Origin of the sequence: Streptantibioticus parmotrematis (assembly GCF_019890615.1) — a bacterium.
In the GTDB taxonomy this organism is placed as follows: Bacteria; Actinomycetota; Actinomycetes; order Streptomycetales; family Streptomycetaceae; genus Streptantibioticus_D; species Streptantibioticus_D parmotrematis.
Window position 1 is genome coordinate 117,492 of sequence record NZ_JAINVZ010000021.1, and the last position, 15,558, is coordinate 133,049.

Below are 15,558 nucleotides of genomic sequence, written 5' to 3' on the forward strand. Positions count from 1 at the left end.
ATCCACAGGAGACCGGACCTCACTGGTTCACAACCCGGAAAGCATGGCAGGCTCTTCGCATCACGAGCTTGCAGTCGAGGAGAGTGAACCCTTGCGGTCCGACGCCAATGCCGCGGGACCGATGACCGACCCGGTCCCCGGCCCCCGTAGCGAATCGACAGGGGGCGATGTTTCACGTGAAACGCTGCCCCCCATGGACGACACCCCGATCGGCCGGGCCGCCCAACTGGCCGTGGAGGCGCTGGGACGGGCCGGAGAAGGCCTCCCCCGCCCGGACCAGACCCGAGTGATGGTGGTCGCCAACCAGAAGGGCGGGGTCGGCAAGACCACGACCACGGTGAACCTCGCCGCCTCGCTCGCTCTGCACGGCGGCCGGGTCCTCGTGGTCGACCTGGACCCCCAGGGCAACGCGTCCACCGCGCTGGGCATTGACCACCACGCCGAAGTGCCGTCCATCTACGACGTGTTGGTGGAAGGCAAGCCGCTGTCCGACGTGGTCCAGCCGGTCCATGACGTCGAAGGCCTCTTCTGCGCGCCCGCCACCATCGACCTGGCCGGCGCCGAGATCGAGTTGGTCTCCCTGGTGGCCCGTGAGAGCCGCCTTCAGCGTGCCATCGAGGCGTACGAACAACCGCTGGACTACATCCTCATCGACTGCCCGCCCTCCCTCGGCCTGTTGACGGTCAACGCGCTGGTCGCCGGTGCCGAAGTGCTGATCCCCATCCAGTGCGAGTACTACGCGCTGGAGGGACTGGGTCAGCTCCTGCGGAACGTCGACCTCGTACGTGGCCACCTCAATCCGAAGCTGCACGTCTCGACCATCCTGCTGACCATGTACGACGGCCGTACCCGGCTCGCCGCCCAGGTCGCGGAAGAGGTCCGCAGCCACTTCGGTGCCGAGGTGCTGCGCACCAGCATCCCGCGCTCGGTCCGCATTTCCGAGGCGCCCAGCTACGGGCAGACGGTGCTGACCTACGACCCGGGCTCCAGTGGCGCGCTGTCCTACCTGGAGGCGGCGCGTGAGATGGCACTGCGGGGAGCCGGCGGCGGACTCAACGTCGAATACGACGGCCAGGACGCGCACATCGCTCGCCAGAACAATGAGTACGGCCAGCACAGCATGTCGGAGGGGATCAAGTGAGCGAGCGACGCAGGGGATTGGGCCGAGGGCTCGGTGCCTTGATCCCCGCAGCACCGAGCGGCGACAAGTCCGCGGCCAAGGGGGCGGGAAACACCTCGCCGTCGGCCGTGCCGGTGCTGACCCAGGAACGCGGCGTCGCGGCGGCCAAGGTCGCCGGTCTGCCGGACCACGGTGACCGGGCGGTCTCCCCTGTGGTGGACATCCCTGTTTCACGTGAAACAGAGCCGGCGGTGTCGTCGACCTCGGAATCGATGGCCCCGGTCGCCGGTGCCCACTTCGCCGAGCTGCCGATCGACGCGATCAAGCCCAATCCTCGCCAGCCGCGTGACGTCTTCGACGAGGACGCCTTGGCCGAGCTGGTGACCTCCATCAAGGAGGTGGGCCTGCTCCAGCCGGTCGTGGTGCGCCAGACCGGGCCGTCCGCGTACGAACTCATCATGGGTGAGCGCCGCTGGCGTGCCTGCCGTGAGAGCGGTCTGACGCGGATCCCGGCGATCGTCCGCGCCACCGACGACGAGAAGCTGCTCCTCGACGCGCTGCTGGAGAACCTGCACCGCGCGCAGCTGAACCCACTGGAAGAAGCCGCGGCCTACGACCAGCTGCTCCAGGACTTCAAGTGCACCCATGAGGAGCTGGCCGACCGCATCGGACGGTCCCGCTCCCAGGTCTCCAACACGCTGCGGCTGCTGAAGCTCTCCGCTCCGGTCCAGCGCCGGGTGGCAGCGGGCGTGCTGTCCGCCGGACACGCCCGCGCGCTGCTCGCGCTGGACGACGTCCAGGAGCAGGACCGCCTGGCGCAGCGCATCGTGGCCGAAGGGCTGTCGGTGCGCTCCGTCGAGGAGATCGTCACCTTGATGGCGTCGGAACCGAGCGCGGCGAAGAAGTCGAAGGGGCCACGTGCGGGTCGTCGGTTGTCGCCCGCCCTCAGCGACCTCGCCTCGCGGCTGTCGGACCGCTTCGACACCCGGGTGAAGGTGGACCTGGGACAGCGCAAGGGAAAGATCGTCGTCGAGTTCGCGTCGATAGAGGATCTGGAGCGCATTCTCGGCACCATCGCCCCGGGAGAGGGGCGGGTTCTGGAACAGAGCCTTGCCGAGGCCGGGTCGGAGTCTGACGCGGAGGCGTGAGGCTGCGCCCGGCGACTGACGGTCGCCGGGTGGAGAGTGAAGGGCGGTTGGTGTTCCCCGCGGGGAACACCAACCGCCCTTCACTCGTCCTGGGACGGGTTGGCTGCCGGCTTCCCGCGGTCCCGGGAGTCTCGGTGTCCGAGTGGTCTCGGCCCGGTTACGATGCGGATGGGTAGGGCGCATCCCCGCGCTCGCTCCGGTGCGTCACCAGCGCGGCCGGGGCGCTCGGACACACAGAGATGAGGTCTGGACCCATGGGCCGCCGACTCGTTCCGCTCACTCTGGACAACCTCTCCGACCTGCCCAAGCGCTGCCGCGCCTGCGTCTACTGGGAACTCGATCCCGTCAGCGGCGAGGCAGCTGCCCAGGCCGGAAAGCCGGAGCTGGAGAAGGAGGCCTGGATCTCCGCCGTGCTCCTCGAATGGGGATCGTGCGGCCGGGTGGTCTACGTGGACGACGTCCCGGCCGGCTTCGTGCTCTACGCCCCGCCCGCCTACGTGCCGCGTGCGACGGCGTTCCCCACGAGCCCGGTCTCGCCGGATGCCGTGCAGTTGATGACCTCGCGGATTCTGCCGGGCTACCAGGGGCAGGGCCTGGGACGGGTGCTGGTGCAGACGGTGGCCAAGGACCTTGTCCGGCGTGGCTTCAAGGCCATTGAGGCGTTCGGCGACGCCCGCTGGGAGGAGCCCGCGTGCCTGCTGCCCGCCGACCACCTGACGGCGGTGGGCTTCAAGACGGTGCGACCGCATCCTCGCTATCCGCGGTTGCGCCTCGATCTGCGGTCGACTCTGTCGTGGAAGGAGGACGTCGAGATGGCCATCGACCGCCTCCTGGGTGCCGTGCAGAAGGAGCCGGCACTGCGCCCGCTGTAGAAGGCGCCGCACGCTTCGGCGACCTGAGACGCGAACAGGCCCACCCGCGAGGGGTGGGCCTGTTTCACGTGAAACAGCGCGTCGGTCAGCCGATGAAGTCGCTGAGGTCGCGCTCGAGGGCGGCCTTCGGCTTGGCGCCGACGATCGTCTTCACGACGTCGCCGCCCTTGTAGACGTTGAGCATCGGGATCGACAGCACGCCGTACTTGGCCGCCGTTTCCGGGTTCTGGTCGATGTTGATCTTGACGATCTCGAGCTTCTCGCCGTGCTCGGCGGCGATGGCCTCCAGCGACGGAGCGATCTGGCGGCACGGACCGCACCAGTCGGCCCAGAAGTCGACGAGCACGGGCTTGTCGCTCTTGAGGACGTCCTCCTCGAACGTCGCGTCGGTCACGGCCTTGAGCGCCATGGTCACTTTCTCCTCTGGTTGTGCGGTGCGGGGGACGGTGGGTGGGTCAGGCGACGGTTGGTCAGACGGTGGCGGCCGTCTTCTCCGGCTCGGCGGTCTTCTCCGAGTCGGTGAGCGCGGCGAGGTGGCGCTCGGCGTCCAGAGCGGCCGAGCAGCCGGTGCCGGCGGCGGTGATCGCCTGGCGGTAGGTGTGGTCGACTACGTCGCCGGCCGCGAAGACGCCTGTCACGTTGGTGCGCGTGCTGGGGGCGTCCACGGTGAGGTAGCCGTCGTCGTCCAGTGTCAGCTGGCCCTTGAACAGCTCGGTGCGCGGGTCGTGGCCGATCGCGATGAACAGGCCGGTCACCGGCAGCTCGGACGTGGCGCCGGTGCGGACGTTGCGCAGGGTCAGGCCGGAGAGCTTGCCGTCGCCGTGGATCTCGGAGACCTCGCTGTCCCAGACGAAGGAGATCTTCGGGTCGGCGATCGCCCGCTCCTGCATCGCCTTGGAGGCGCGCAGGGTGTCACGGCGGTGGACGACGGTCACGGACTTGGCGAACCGGGAGAGGAAGGTGGCCTCCTCCATCGCGGTGTCGCCGCCGCCGATGACAGCGATGTCCTGGTCCTTGAAGAAGAACCCGTCACACGTGGCACACCAGGAGACACCGCGGCCGGAGAGCGCGTCCTCGTTGGGCAGGTTCAGCTTACGGTGCTGCGAGCCGGTCGTGACGATGACCGCCCGGGCGAGGTGCACGGTGCCGGTCGAGTCGGTGACCTTCTTGATGTCGCCGGTGAGGTCGACCTCGGTCACGTCGTCCGGGACCAGCTCGGCGCCGAAGCGTTCGGCCTGGGCGCGCATGTTGTCCATGAGGTCCGGGCCCATGATGCCGTCACGGAAGCCGGGGAAGTTCTCGACCTCGGTCGTGTTCATCAGCGCGCCACCGGCGGTCACCGAGCCCTCGAAGACGAGTGGCTTCAGGGAGGCCCGGGCGGTGTAGAGCGCGGCGGTGTAGCCCGCCGGTCCGGACCCGATGACGATCACGTTGCGGACATCGCTCACGGCTGTCTTCCTCGTCTCTGACGACTACTGCTGCGGAACCCTCGCGGGGACGTCTCACCCCGCCTAACGGATCCTACGGCGCGGGCATTCCCGGGCTGTCCACCGCTGCGGCGTGCCCGGTGCCGCGTACGTCAGCGCCGGTAGGTCTGCTCGGCCAGGACCGTGCCCGTCCCGGACGGCGAGGCGCTCTCACAGGCCGCGTCCACCACATACGCGTCGACGTGGGAGGGGTCGGCCGGATGCGGCAGGACCAGCAGATAGGAGGAGTGTCCGTCGTAGCTGCCCCGGGTGAAGGCGATCGGGGTGTCCGAACGCCCGGTGGCCTTGAGCACACACCCCGGCACCGGCGGCGTGGCCTGGGTGGCGAACGGTGTGTTCTGTCCCACGTGGGCGTTGGGCTTCATGGACGAGGCGCTTCCTGCGGCCCCGAGCAGCTGGTGGACCCGGGTGGGCAACTGCGTTCCGGAGAAGGTGCCGACCTGCGCGGGATGCGGACTGCCCGCGACGTCACCGCCGGACCCGGACGACCCCAAGGACGTGACCAGGATCCCGCCGAGGCCCAGCACGGCGGCGGTACAGGCGGCTGCCAGCACGACGCGTACCCGGCGGCGCTTGGGCCGACCCCGTCCGGGACCGGTGGCGGACGGCGCGTGCCCCGCCGGACGGTCGGCCGCGGGCGCTGTTTCACGTGAAACACGCGCACCACGATCCCCGGGCCGCCCCTCGGCAGCCTTCGACGACTCCGGTGTGCTGGCGTTGACCAGCGCTTCGGCAGCCAGCGCGGCGTCGATGCGCCGTGCCACGTCGTCCGGCATGCGCGGCACCCCGGGGAGGGTACCCAGCAGACCACGGATCTCGTCGAGCGAGTCACGGACGTCGGCGCACAGCTCGCAGGCCGCGAGGTGGTCGCGCAACTGGGCGCTCTGCTCGGGAGACAGGATGCCTTCCGAGAGGGCCGAGATCTCCGAGACCTCGGGATGGACCTGGGCGGATCCGTGCGTGCCGGGCGTGGATGTCACTGCTGCCCACCTCCACCCTTCACGGCGTCCTGACGATTCGCTGCCGTCCCTTGGACGGATGCCGCCTGCGTGCGGTTCCTTCCCCCGCCCCGGCCTGCGCTATCCCTGTCGGCGGCACGCAGGTGGGTGAGGAGCGGCAGCAGCCGGGCACGGCCGCGGGCGCAGCGGCTCTTGACCGTCCCCGGGGGCACATCGAGGATCCGCGCGGCCTCCGCGACCGGGTAGCCCTGCATGTCCACCAGCACCAGAGCGGCCCGCTGATCGGGCGGCAGGGTGCCGAGGGCGCCGATCAGCTCCCGGTGCAGCTCCCCGCGCTCGGCCGGGGCGGCCGCGGACTCGTGGGGTTCGAGCAGCGACTCCAGCTGGTCGGTGTCGGACACGGCGTCGGTGCGCCGCGAGGCGGCCTTGCGGGCCCGGTCGAGGCAGGCGTTGACCGTGATCCGGTGCAGCCAGGTGGTCACCGCCGACTGGCCCCGGAAGGTGTGCGCGGCCCGGAACGCCGAGACGAACGCGTCCTGGACCGCGTCGGCCGCCTCCTCGGGATCGCCGAGCGTGCGTACCGCGACGGCCCAGAGCCGGTCCCGGTGCCGCCTGGCCAGCTCGCCGAAGGCGTCGGGGTCACCCGCCACATGCCGGGCCAGGAGTTCCGCGTCGTCGGACTCCTGCGGCGGGCCCTCGCCCAACGTCACGCGCCCCCTCCTCGTACGGGTGGCTCAGCCGGTGAATGACACTTCGGCGATGCCCTGCTTGAAGCCGGGGCTGCTGAAGCCGTCAGCCCCGGCCTTCGGCACGGCCGTCAACCACAGCACAACGTAGCGCGTCGAGACGGGACTGCTCACCGACAGCTTCGCATTGGTGGTGTCGGTTGTGACAGTGCCCAGTTTGTGGAGGCTGGAGGGGGATGCCGCGGTGGTGAGCGAATCGGCCGCGTAAAGGGTGGCGGTCGTGTAGCTGCCTCCGTAGTGGAAGGTCAGCGAGGCGCTGCCGACCTTCTGGGCGGAACCGAGGTCGTAGACGATGCCGACGCCCGCCTTGAACGGGGCGAGGACCGGACCGGAGTCGAAGGACTTGGTGTGCCAGTACGTGGACGGGTTGCCGTCGTAGGACAGGCCGACGTCGCCCGGATCCTCGGTGATCCCGTCGGGCGCGTACTCCTGCGCCCCGACGATGCGCAGCGGCTGGTTCGTCACGTGACCGGCGCCCCCGGTCGCACTGCCCTTCTGCGGCTGGACGGACGGTGTGGGAGCCGGGGTGTTCTCGCGGTTCATCAGAGTGTCGGCGACCTGCCAGCTGCCCAGGCCGAGGGCGGCGATCAGCAGCGCGGCGACCCCCCACTTGAGGACCTTGCCGGTCCGCCCGGCCAGCGGGGGCGGCGGAGGCTGGGTGGCGTGCGCGATCGGACGGGTCGCGGCAGGCTGAGCGGGCCGGGCGGGCGGCTGCCGGTAGCCGGCCTGCGGGAACGCCGGGGCGGTCGGCTCCGGGGGCCGGATGCGCGGCAGCGCCGCGACCGCCTTGGCCAGCTCCTCAGGCGTCGTGCAGGGCTGTTCCTGGCGCGACGGGGTGGCCCCGTCGTTGACCAGCGCCCGCATCGCCAGCTCGGCCAGCCCGCGGTGCACGCCGGCTCGCACCTGGTCCGGGGCGACCAAGCCGAGGTCCTCCGGGAGGCCGGTGAGCCCGTGGGCGTCCTCCTGGTACGGCCAGCGGGCGGTCAGCGCCGCGTACAGCAGGGCCCCGATCGCCTCGGTGTCGGTGCGCTTGGGGCGGTCCGAGGTGACGCCCCGCAGGGCGGCGGCGACGGCGAGCCCGCGGATACGGTACTGGCCGGACTCGGAACGCAGCACGCAGCCGGGGCTGAGCAGCAGATGTGACAGGCCCTCACGGTGGGCGGCGGTCATGGCCTGGGCGACCTGGCTGACGAGCTGGTAGGCGTCGTACGCCTCCATCGGCCCGGCGGCCAGTACGGCGCTCAGCTCCGTGGCGTCCGGCAGCCACTCGTGGACGACGTAGACGAGGTCGTTCTCCTCGACCGCGTCGAGCACCTGCACGAAGCGCGGGTCACCCAGCAGAGCGGAGGAGCGGGCGGCGGACAGGACGGAACGTGCTCTCGGGTGGTCGGCGGGCAGCAGGTGGACGCCGACCGCGCGGCGCAGCTTCTCGTCGACGGCGCGCCAACTGCTGAAGCCCTCAAGGCGGGTGACGCATTCCTCGAGACGGTAGCGGCGGGCGAGCTTGTGGCCGCTGTGGAGTTCGGGTGGTTCGGGGGTCGGCGTGCTCGGCGCGGTCTCCTCGATGCTGGTCTGCTCCGCGTCCTGTCCCCCAGCGCCCTGGGTTTCGCTCTGGCCCTTGTCGCTGTCGCCCGTGACCCCGCCCGCACCGGCGGCGAGCGGCGCCTCGCCGCTCTCGTTGGCCACGTCGACGGCAGCCGTGCTGCGCTCCGCCACCGTCGTTCCTGCCTCCCCATCCGTTGCACGCTCTGTCTTCAAGCCAAGGACAATTGTGCCCACAGTCCGCCGTCATGCACGACACATGGCGACGGGCGATGGTTGCCCGCCGATGCCGCCTCAGCGCCCCAGACGACCGCGCACCATACCCACCATGGCGGTCATCTCCTCGATCCGCATCCGACGGGCGGCCACGTAGAAGACGGCCAGAAGTACCACGCCACCACCGACGACCGCGGCCAGCGAACCGGTGAATCCGTACCCCAGCACTCCGGTGATACCGAACGCCGCAGCCCCTCCCACCAGGGCGGCAGGCAGGCTGGCACCGATCAGGCGGGCATAGGTGCGCATCACGCGGGCACCGTCGAGGTCGCCGCCGATGCGGTTGCGCAGTCGCTTCACGGCCACGCCGACGCCCACCAGGTAGGCCAGCCCGTACGAGGCGGCCATGCCGGTCACGGCCCAGCGCGCGGGCAGTACGACGAAGCACAGGGCGGACGCCACAGCGTTGACAGTGGCGACAATCACCGTGTTGTAGAAGGGAGTTCGAGTGTCTTCGTAGGCGTAGAAGCCGCGAAGTACGACGTACTGCACCGAGAACGGAATCAGGCCCAGACCGAAGGCCATCAGGATGTATCCGATGTTCTGCGCGCCCGCCTCACCGGAGCTGGAGTACATCAGCGTCGACAGCGGCACGCCCAGCGCCAGGAAGGCGAAGGCGCACGGCACGATGGCGACCGCCGAGGTGCGCAGCCCGTAGGACAGGTCGTCGCGGACCGCCGAGACGTCGCCGTCCGCCGCCGCACGGGAGATGCGCGGCAGGATCGCGGTCATCACCGAGACGGTGATGATGGCCTGCGGCATCTGCCACAGCTGGAGCGCGTACTGGTAACCGGCGAAACCGGCGCCCGGGTGGCCCTGATTCGTGGCGGTCAGGCCCGCCGCGGTGGACAGCTGCGTCACCACGATCAGACCGACCTGGTTGGCCAGCACGAAGAAGAAGGTCCACTTGGCCAGCTTCGCCGCGTGGCCCAGGCCGTGCCCGCGCCAGTCGAAGCGCGGCCGGATGCGCATGCCCGTCTCGCGCAGGTACGGGATCATCGCCAGCGCCTGCACCACCAGGCCGAGCAGCGTGCCGATGCCCAGCAGCCGCACGCCCTCGGGGGAGATGGTCGTGACGTCGACGCCGGAGGTGTGCGCGCCGCCGTAGACCCAGATGAAGCCGCCGAAGGCGGCGATGATGACGATGTTGTTCAGGACCGGCGTCCACATCATGGCGCCGAACCGGCCGCGTGCGTTGAGGATCTGCCCGAGCACCACGTAGACGCCGGAGAAGAAGATGGTCGGCAGGCAGTACCGGGTGAAGGCCACCGTGACCTGCATGCTCGCCGGGTGCGACGCGATGTCCGGCGACATCAGGCGCACCAGCAGCGGCGCGCCGATGACCATGACCGCCGTGACGCCGGCCAGACCGACGACGACCAGGGTCAGCAGCCGGTTGGCGTAGGCCTCGCCGCCGTCGTCGTCGTTCTTCATGGCACGGGTCAGCTGCGGGATGAAGACCGAGTTGAGCGCGCCGCCACCGACCAGGATGTAGATCATCGTCGGCAGGGTGTTGGCGATCTGGTAGCTGTCGTTGAGGGTGGACACGCCGATGGCGGCGGCCACGACCAGGTTGCGCAGGAAGCCGGTGAGCCGGGAGACGAGTGTGCCCGCGGCCATCAGCGCGCTGGACTTCATGAGGTTGCCGATCTTGCCGCCACCACTGGAGGCGGGTTCGGCGGGTTCGGCGGGCTCCTGCGGGAGCGGCACCGGGTCCTCCTGCGGCTGCCCGGCCGCGCCCGGCGGGGGCTGCGGCATCGGCGGGCGCGGCACGGAGCCGTCGGTCGCCGGACCGGCGGGGGCGGTCGCGTGCAGCTGCCGGGTGGCGTCATCGCCCTGGTCCCGGAAGAGGTGCGCGTACGGGTCCGCCGCGCCGGGGTCGCCGTAGCCGCCCTGAACGCCCTGGTCACCGGGGGCAGGCTGCTCGCCGTAGGACGTCGGGTACGGCTGCTGCGGGGGCTGGTGGTACACCGGCGGCGGGTAGGCCTGCTCCTGGGTCTGGTCGTAGACCTGGTCCGGCGCGTACGACGGCTGCGCCTCTCCGTAGCCCTGCGGGGGATACGGCTGCTGACCGTACGCGGGAGGCTGCTCGCCGTAGTTCTGCGGGGCCGGGCCGTCGTAGTCCGGTGCGGGCTGCCCGCCGTACGCGGGGCCGGACTGCTGTCCGTAGGAGGACGGCTGCTGTGCGTAAGGGTTCGCGGCGTACGGCTCCTGAGGGGCGTACTGCTCCTGCCGCTGGGCGTACGGGCCCTGGAGGTACGGGTCCGGCACGGCGCGGGGGTCGGGCGGGGGCGGCGGGGTCGCGGCCGAGGCGTCGTCGTACGACGCTGCCCGGTCACGCTCCTCGTCGTACGGCGCGTTCGTCACTGCCCCACCTTATGGTCCGCGTTCCTGTACCTGCTGCCGACTATCTGTCCACCTTCTCACCCGGTGCCGGGGGCTCCGTGCGTTCCGCCACGGTGTCCGGCCCCGGGTCACTCGGCTGCTCGGGCACCGCGGCCGCTTCGTCCGCATCGCCTTCGGCGGGCTCGGGGCCGTCGTCCACGGCGCTTACGGAGCCCTCGTCGCGCCGGTCCTCTTCCTCCGGCGCCACCGGAGGCTCCGAGGCCGGTGGCGCAGCCTCCGAAGCCGTCGCCGTCTCCGAGGCCGTCCCGGCCTCCTCGGTATCCGCTCGGGCCTCGGCATCCGCCCCGGTCCCGGCATCCGCCTCCGCCCCGGCGACGGTTGCCTGTGCTCCGGCCTCGGACGGGTCCTCGTCCGCCTCGGTGCCCTCGGCCCCTTCCTCGGCCCGCCGGGCCGCGAGCCGCTTGCGCTGCCGGTACATCCGCACACCCGCCAGGACGAGCAGCAGCAGACCGCCCGCGATGACCAGCATCACGGTGTCCGTGATGGAAGTGACGTTCACCTGGAAGGTCATCTTCTCGCCGTACGGCGCGCCGTCCTGCGTGTAGAGCTGGGCCGTCACCCACGCCTTGCCGTTGGCGCTCGCGGTCGTGGTGAACTTCAGCGAGCGACTGCGGCCGGCGCCGATGTCCAGCACCTGGGGCTTGCCGGGGTCGAGCCGGTTGGACTGGTTGGAGGTCAGGCGCAGCGTCAGCCCGGTGACCTCCTGCGCCAGGCTGTTCTGCACGGTGACCGGGATGGTCGCGCTGCGTCCGGACAGGGTGATCGACTGCTTCGCCAGGATGTGGACGTCGCCGCTGAGCCCGGTGAGGTACGTGGAGATGTCGTCGCGGAACGCCGGGGCGCCCGCGTCGCCGCGCCACTGGGTGGACATCGAACGCAGCACCGCGTTGCCGAACGGTGTGGTGACCCGGTCCTTGCGGGAGAGGATCACCAGGAAGCCGCCCAGCTGGTTCTGGATCGACTGGATCTGCCGGAACGCGGCGGTGCTCAGCTCCGTCCTGCGCAGCGCCGAGGGGTACGAAGAAGCGCTCGGCACGGCCTGTTCGGCGCCGGGATCCGGGGTCTCCGCCGAGGCGGAGCTCAAATTCTCCGACTGGGCCCACCCGCTGGCGAAGACGGAAGAGATCGCCGCGGCCATGGTCTGCGCCTGGCTGGCGGTGGGCATGCGCTGCGGGGCGACGACGATGCTGCGCTGCTTGCCCGGGACCTGCTCGTCGATCATCAGCGACTGCGCGAGGAACCGCTGCACGGCGAGCGTGGAGCCGTCCGCCGTGGTCATGTCGCCGGTGAACGCGGTGGACAGTGCGGCGTCGGCGACGACGGCGGTGTTGCCGCCTCCGATGGGCCGGGCCGCGGTCGGCGTGTAGTTCAGTGATCCGTTCTCGTGGAAGCTGTCGCTGCGCGCGAGGATCTTGTCGGCACCGCCGGCGGTCGCCACGTTGACGATCGACGGGTCGACCGCGCCGTCCACCGGCCAGGCGAAGTCGGTGCTGGGCGTGACACCCAGGATCGTCTGCACGGTGACGTCGGCGAGGTCGGTCGCGGTCCGCAGATGGCTGATGGTGCCCGGGACGCTGCCCCCGTCATGGGCGATGGAGGCGAGATCGGGGTCGCCGAACGGCAGCGCGACCACTTCGTCGCCCTGGATCGCCGACTGGAGTTCGTCCAGCCACTCCTTGGCGTACGCCGTGCCGGTGCCCGGGGTGGTGTGCTCGGTGTCGCCACCCGGGCCCAGCACGCGATACGGCTTCGTCATGGCGTCCACGGTGGCCAGCAGGTCGGGATCGATCACCCAGGTGACGGGCAGGTCCTTGCCGAGCTCGACCATCTGCTGCAGTCGGCCACCGGGCGCCAGCTCGGAGGCCAGATCGTCGTCACGGAACAGCGGCGTCTGGGTCTGGTCGGCGTCCGCGGAACGGATGTCCAGATGCGGCTGGTCGATCAGCGGCCACAGGAACGTCGTCTTGGTCTTCTGGTTCCCGCCGTGCGCGTACCAGGGCAGGAAGGTCCGCTTGATGCCCAGCACGTGCTGGTAGCCCTCGGCCCTCGTGGTCCCGGAGGCCGTCACACCGAGCTGGTAGACCCCGTCGTCGCCCAGACCGAGGTCGCCGGCCGGCATGTCGATGGTGAAGGGGACGCTGATTCCCGCGGGAATGTCGGGCAGAGCGGCGGTGTGACCCGGGATCTCGGCGCCGTCCGACACCGAGAAGTCGCCCGTCGCGGCGGTGCCGCTGATGTCGTCACGGCTGCCCATCGGCCCGCCGCTGCCGACCCGCAGACCGACGTGGGCGGAGGAGATGGTCTCGTCGCTCTCGTTGGTCACCGTCCCGCTGATCTTGAGCGTGTCGCCCTTGGAGGGGACCGAGGGGGTGAGCGAGTCGACGTCGACCAGCGCGGTGCTGGAGCCGGTCGGCTGGGCGGTGTGGGCCGCGGAAGTCGTCGCGCGGGTGGCGGCGTGCGCGGCGGAGGCCCCCGGCAACTGGACCAGACCGGTCAGCAGGGCCGCTCCGGCGAGGGCGGCGGCGGCACGGCGTAGCCAGCCGTGAGCAGGGGTGCTTACGGGGTGCAGTGCCGCCTCGCCCACGCGGTCGTCCGTTCGTCTCTGGTCGCCATCGGATGTGCGTCCTGGCATGGTAACGACGACGGCTGAGACTAAGTGCTGCGGAGTCCTCGGCAAGATCACCGCCCGGTGCGAACCGTGCGGCACCGTATCCTGTTCTGTTGTGCCGAACGCCAACGATGACTCTCACCCCAAGCCGTCCGCCGAGGCGAGCGCGCTGAACCAGGCGCAGCGCCGAGCCGTCGGCGAGTTGCTCCGTGTTTCCCCGGTCGCCGACGACCTCGCTCGCCGCTTCCAGGAGGCCGGCTTCCGACTCGCTCTGGTCGGGGGGTCGGTCCGGGACGCGCTGCTCGGCCGGCTCGGCAACGACCTGGACTTCACCACCGACGCCCGGCCCGAGCAGGTCCTGAAGCTGGTGCGCGGCTGGGCGGACGCGGTCTGGGAGATCGGCATCGCGTTCGGCACCGTCGGCTGCCGCAAGGCCGACGCGCGGGGCAACGACTTCCAGATCGAGGTGACGACGTACCGCTCCGAGGCGTACGACCGCACCTCCCGCAAGCCTGAGGTCTCCTACGGCGACACCATCGAGGACGACCTCGTACGCCGCGACTTCACCGTGAACGCGATGGCGGTGGCGCTGCCCGGCAAGGAGTTCGTCGACCCCCACAACGGCCTGGAGGACCTGGCCCAGCGGGTGCTGCGCACCCCCGGTACGCCGCAGGAGTCCTTCTCCGACGACCCGCTGCGGATGATGCGGGCGGCGCGGTTCGCGGCGCAGCTCGACTTCGAGGTGGCGCCCGAGGTCGTGTCCGCCATGACGGACATGGCCGACCGCATCGAGATCGTCTCGGCGGAACGGGTGCGTGACGAGTTCAACAAGCTGATCCTCGGTGACCACCCGCGCAAGGGGCTGGAGCTGCTGGTCGGGACCGGCCTGGCGCAGCGTGTGATGCCGGAGCTCCCCGCCCTGCGGCTGGAGCGTGACGAGCACATGCGGCACAAGGACGTCTACGAGCACACCTTGACCGTCCTGGAGCAGGCGATCGCCCTGGAGAAGGACGGCCGGGACCTGGTGCTGCGGCTCGCCGCGTTGCTGCACGACATCGGCAAGCCGAAGACCCGGCGCAAGGAGTCGGACGGCCGGGTCTCCTTCCACCACCACGAGGTGGTGGGCGCGAAGATGACCAAGTCCCGGATGACCAAGCTGAAGTACCCCAATGACATGGTCAAGGACGTCTCGAAGCTGGTCGAGCTCCACCTGCGCTTCCACGGTTACGGGACAGGCGAGTGGACCGACTCGGCGGTACGGCGTTATGTGCGGGACGCGGGGCCGCTGCTGGACCGGCTGCACAAGCTGACGCGTTCGGACTGCACGACCCGCAACAAGCGCAAGGCGGAGGGGCTGGCCCGCACCTACGACTCCCTCGAGGAGCGGATCGCCCAGCTCCAGGAGCGCGAGGAACTCGACGCCATCCGGCCTGACCTGAACGGCAACCAGATCATGGAGATCCTGGGCGTTCCGGCGGGGCCGGTGGTGGGCCGGGCGTACCAGCACCTGCTCGAACTCCGCTTGGAGAACGGCCCGATGGAGCATGACGACGCGGTCTCCGCGCTCAAGTCGTGGTGGGCGGAGCAGGAGTAGCGCCGAGCCCGGACGTGAGGGAGGGGTGATGTTTCACGTGAAACATCACCCCTCCCTCATATGAGGCGCCGCTCAGCCCCGAACGGCCTGAATGATGAGCACCACCGCGAGTGCGACCGGGAGGATCGCCACGAATGCGCCCGGGCGCTCGAAGATGGGCTTGCCCGGGTTCATCGGCGGGCGGAATCCGGTCTGAGGCTTGTCAAGCTTGTTGAACTTCGAGCGGGGGATGAGGTTGTAGAGAATGGTGAGGGGTGCGACGACCCAGGAGCAGTAGCTCCACCATCCCTGCCACATCGTCTTGGTCGTCATGTCGCGGTGCGCGGCGATTCCGCAGTCACGGCAGAACGGGCCCTTCAGCGACATGAAGCGCATCAGGACGATCATTCCCTGGTGTCCCCGCACGGTCGCCGGTACCGCGGGGAAGCCTCCGCAGAAGCGGCACCGCGCCTCACCCGTCGGCGCGCCCTGCGGCTGGCCGTACGGGTTCTGGCCATAAGGATTCTGGCCGTACGGGTTCTGCTGCCCGTAGGGGTTCTGGCCGTACGGTGCCTGGGCGTTGGGGTCCGGAGGGTACGGAGCCTGCGGTGCCTGCGGGTTCTGTGCGTAAGGGTGCGGGCCCTGCGGTGCGGCAGGGGGCGGAGGCACCTGCTGGGGCGTAGGCTGCTGGGGAATCCCTATGGGCGGAGCCGACTGCTGAGGGGCCGTCTGCTGCGGCGCGTTCGGCTGCTGGGCGTACGGGTTGGAGCCGTAGTCGTTCGACATCGGTGTCCTCGAAGGCGGCGGGAGCGACGGAGCGG

General features: G+C 70.4%; 12 protein-coding genes. 4 read left to right on the forward strand and 8 right to left on the reverse strand.

Annotated features, from left to right (window positions below; genetic code table 11):
* The first annotated feature begins 43 nt into the window (after positions 1-43).
* From K7472_RS25375 to K7472_RS25385, 3 genes are all read left to right on the forward strand, one after another.
* Positions 44-1,141 carry a ParA family protein gene (locus K7472_RS25375; protein WP_222980871.1) on the forward strand — a complete coding sequence of 366 codons (1,098 nt, stop codon included), beginning with the start codon at positions 44-46 and terminating at the stop codon, positions 1,139-1,141.
* Complete coding sequence (locus K7472_RS25380) at positions 1,138-2,268, forward strand: ParB/RepB/Spo0J family partition protein (protein WP_222980872.1); 1,131 nt, start codon at positions 1,138-1,140, stop codon at positions 2,266-2,268. The genes K7472_RS25375 and K7472_RS25380 overlap by 4 nt, the downstream gene beginning before the upstream one ends.
* Positions 2,269-2,522: 254 nt before the next feature.
* Positions 2,523-3,140 carry a GNAT family N-acetyltransferase gene (locus K7472_RS25385; RefSeq protein WP_222980873.1) on the forward strand — a complete coding sequence of 206 codons (618 nt, stop codon included), beginning with the start codon at positions 2,523-2,525 and terminating at the stop codon, positions 3,138-3,140.
* A gap of 85 nt (positions 3,141-3,225) precedes the next feature.
* Here the strand turns inward: K7472_RS25385 and trxA are convergent, their stop codons facing one another.
* The 7 genes from trxA to K7472_RS25420 form a co-directional block, all read right to left on the reverse strand.
* Positions 3,226-3,549 (reverse strand): thioredoxin, encoded by a 324-nt coding sequence (trxA, locus tag K7472_RS25390; RefSeq protein WP_222980874.1) that lies wholly within the window; start codon positions 3,547-3,549, stop codon positions 3,226-3,228.
* A gap of 61 nt (positions 3,550-3,610) precedes the next feature.
* A complete protein-coding gene (trxB, locus tag K7472_RS25395; RefSeq protein WP_222980875.1) occupies positions 3,611-4,588 on the reverse strand; it encodes a thioredoxin-disulfide reductase in 978 nt (325 codons plus the stop codon).
* Between the two features lie 131 nt (positions 4,589-4,719).
* Entirely contained in the window at positions 4,720-5,607 is an 888-nt protein-coding gene (locus tag K7472_RS25400; RefSeq protein ID WP_222980876.1) for an anti-sigma factor family protein, read from the reverse strand.
* Positions 5,604-6,290, reverse strand: coding sequence for an RNA polymerase sigma factor SigM (gene sigM / locus K7472_RS25405; protein WP_222980889.1), 687 nt, complete (start codon positions 6,288-6,290; stop codon positions 5,604-5,606). Before sigM ends, K7472_RS25400 begins: the two co-directional genes overlap by 4 nt.
* A 30-nt stretch (positions 6,291-6,320) precedes the next feature.
* Positions 6,321-8,048: a protein kinase family protein gene (locus K7472_RS25410; RefSeq protein WP_222980877.1), complete on the reverse strand. Its 1,728-nt coding sequence runs from the start codon at positions 8,046-8,048 to the stop codon at positions 6,321-6,323.
* A gap of 120 nt (positions 8,049-8,168) precedes the next feature.
* The gene (murJ, locus tag K7472_RS25415; RefSeq protein ID WP_308014080.1) at positions 8,169-10,517 is read right to left on the reverse strand and encodes a murein biosynthesis integral membrane protein MurJ; all 2,349 of its coding nucleotides are present in this window, start codon (positions 10,515-10,517) and stop codon (positions 8,169-8,171) included.
* A gap of 40 nt (positions 10,518-10,557) precedes the next feature.
* A complete protein-coding gene (locus tag K7472_RS25420) occupies positions 10,558-13,188 on the reverse strand; it encodes a DUF6049 family protein (RefSeq protein ID WP_222980878.1) in 2,631 nt (876 codons plus the stop codon).
* 91 nt (positions 13,189-13,279) lie between these two features.
* Between K7472_RS25420 and K7472_RS25425 the strand changes: the two genes are divergently transcribed.
* Entirely contained in the window at positions 13,280-14,758 is a 1,479-nt protein-coding gene (locus K7472_RS25425) for a CCA tRNA nucleotidyltransferase (RefSeq protein ID WP_308014082.1), read from the forward strand.
* Positions 14,759-14,830: 72 nt separating this feature from the next.
* On the opposite strand, the gene K7472_RS25430 is transcribed toward K7472_RS25425, so the two are convergent.
* Positions 14,831-15,558 (reverse strand): hypothetical protein (locus K7472_RS25430; protein WP_222980891.1); only part of this gene is annotated, 728 nt, incomplete at its 5' end.

Bases quoted from the DNA above. Each gene is read 5' to 3' on its own strand.
- K7472_RS25375 (WP_222980871.1), top strand. From the start codon at position 44: ATGGCAGGCTCTTCGCATCACGAGCTTGCAGTCGAGGAGAGTGAACCC.
- K7472_RS25385 (WP_222980873.1), top strand. From the start codon at position 2,523: ATGGGCCGCCGACTCGTTCCGCTCACTCTGGACAACCTCTCCGACCTG.
- trxA (WP_222980874.1), bottom strand. From the start codon at position 3,549: ATGGCGCTCAAGGCCGTGACCGACGCGACGTTCGAGGAGGACGTCCTC.
- K7472_RS25420 (WP_222980878.1), bottom strand. From the start codon at position 13,188: ATGCCAGGACGCACATCCGATGGCGACCAGAGACGAACGGACGACCGC.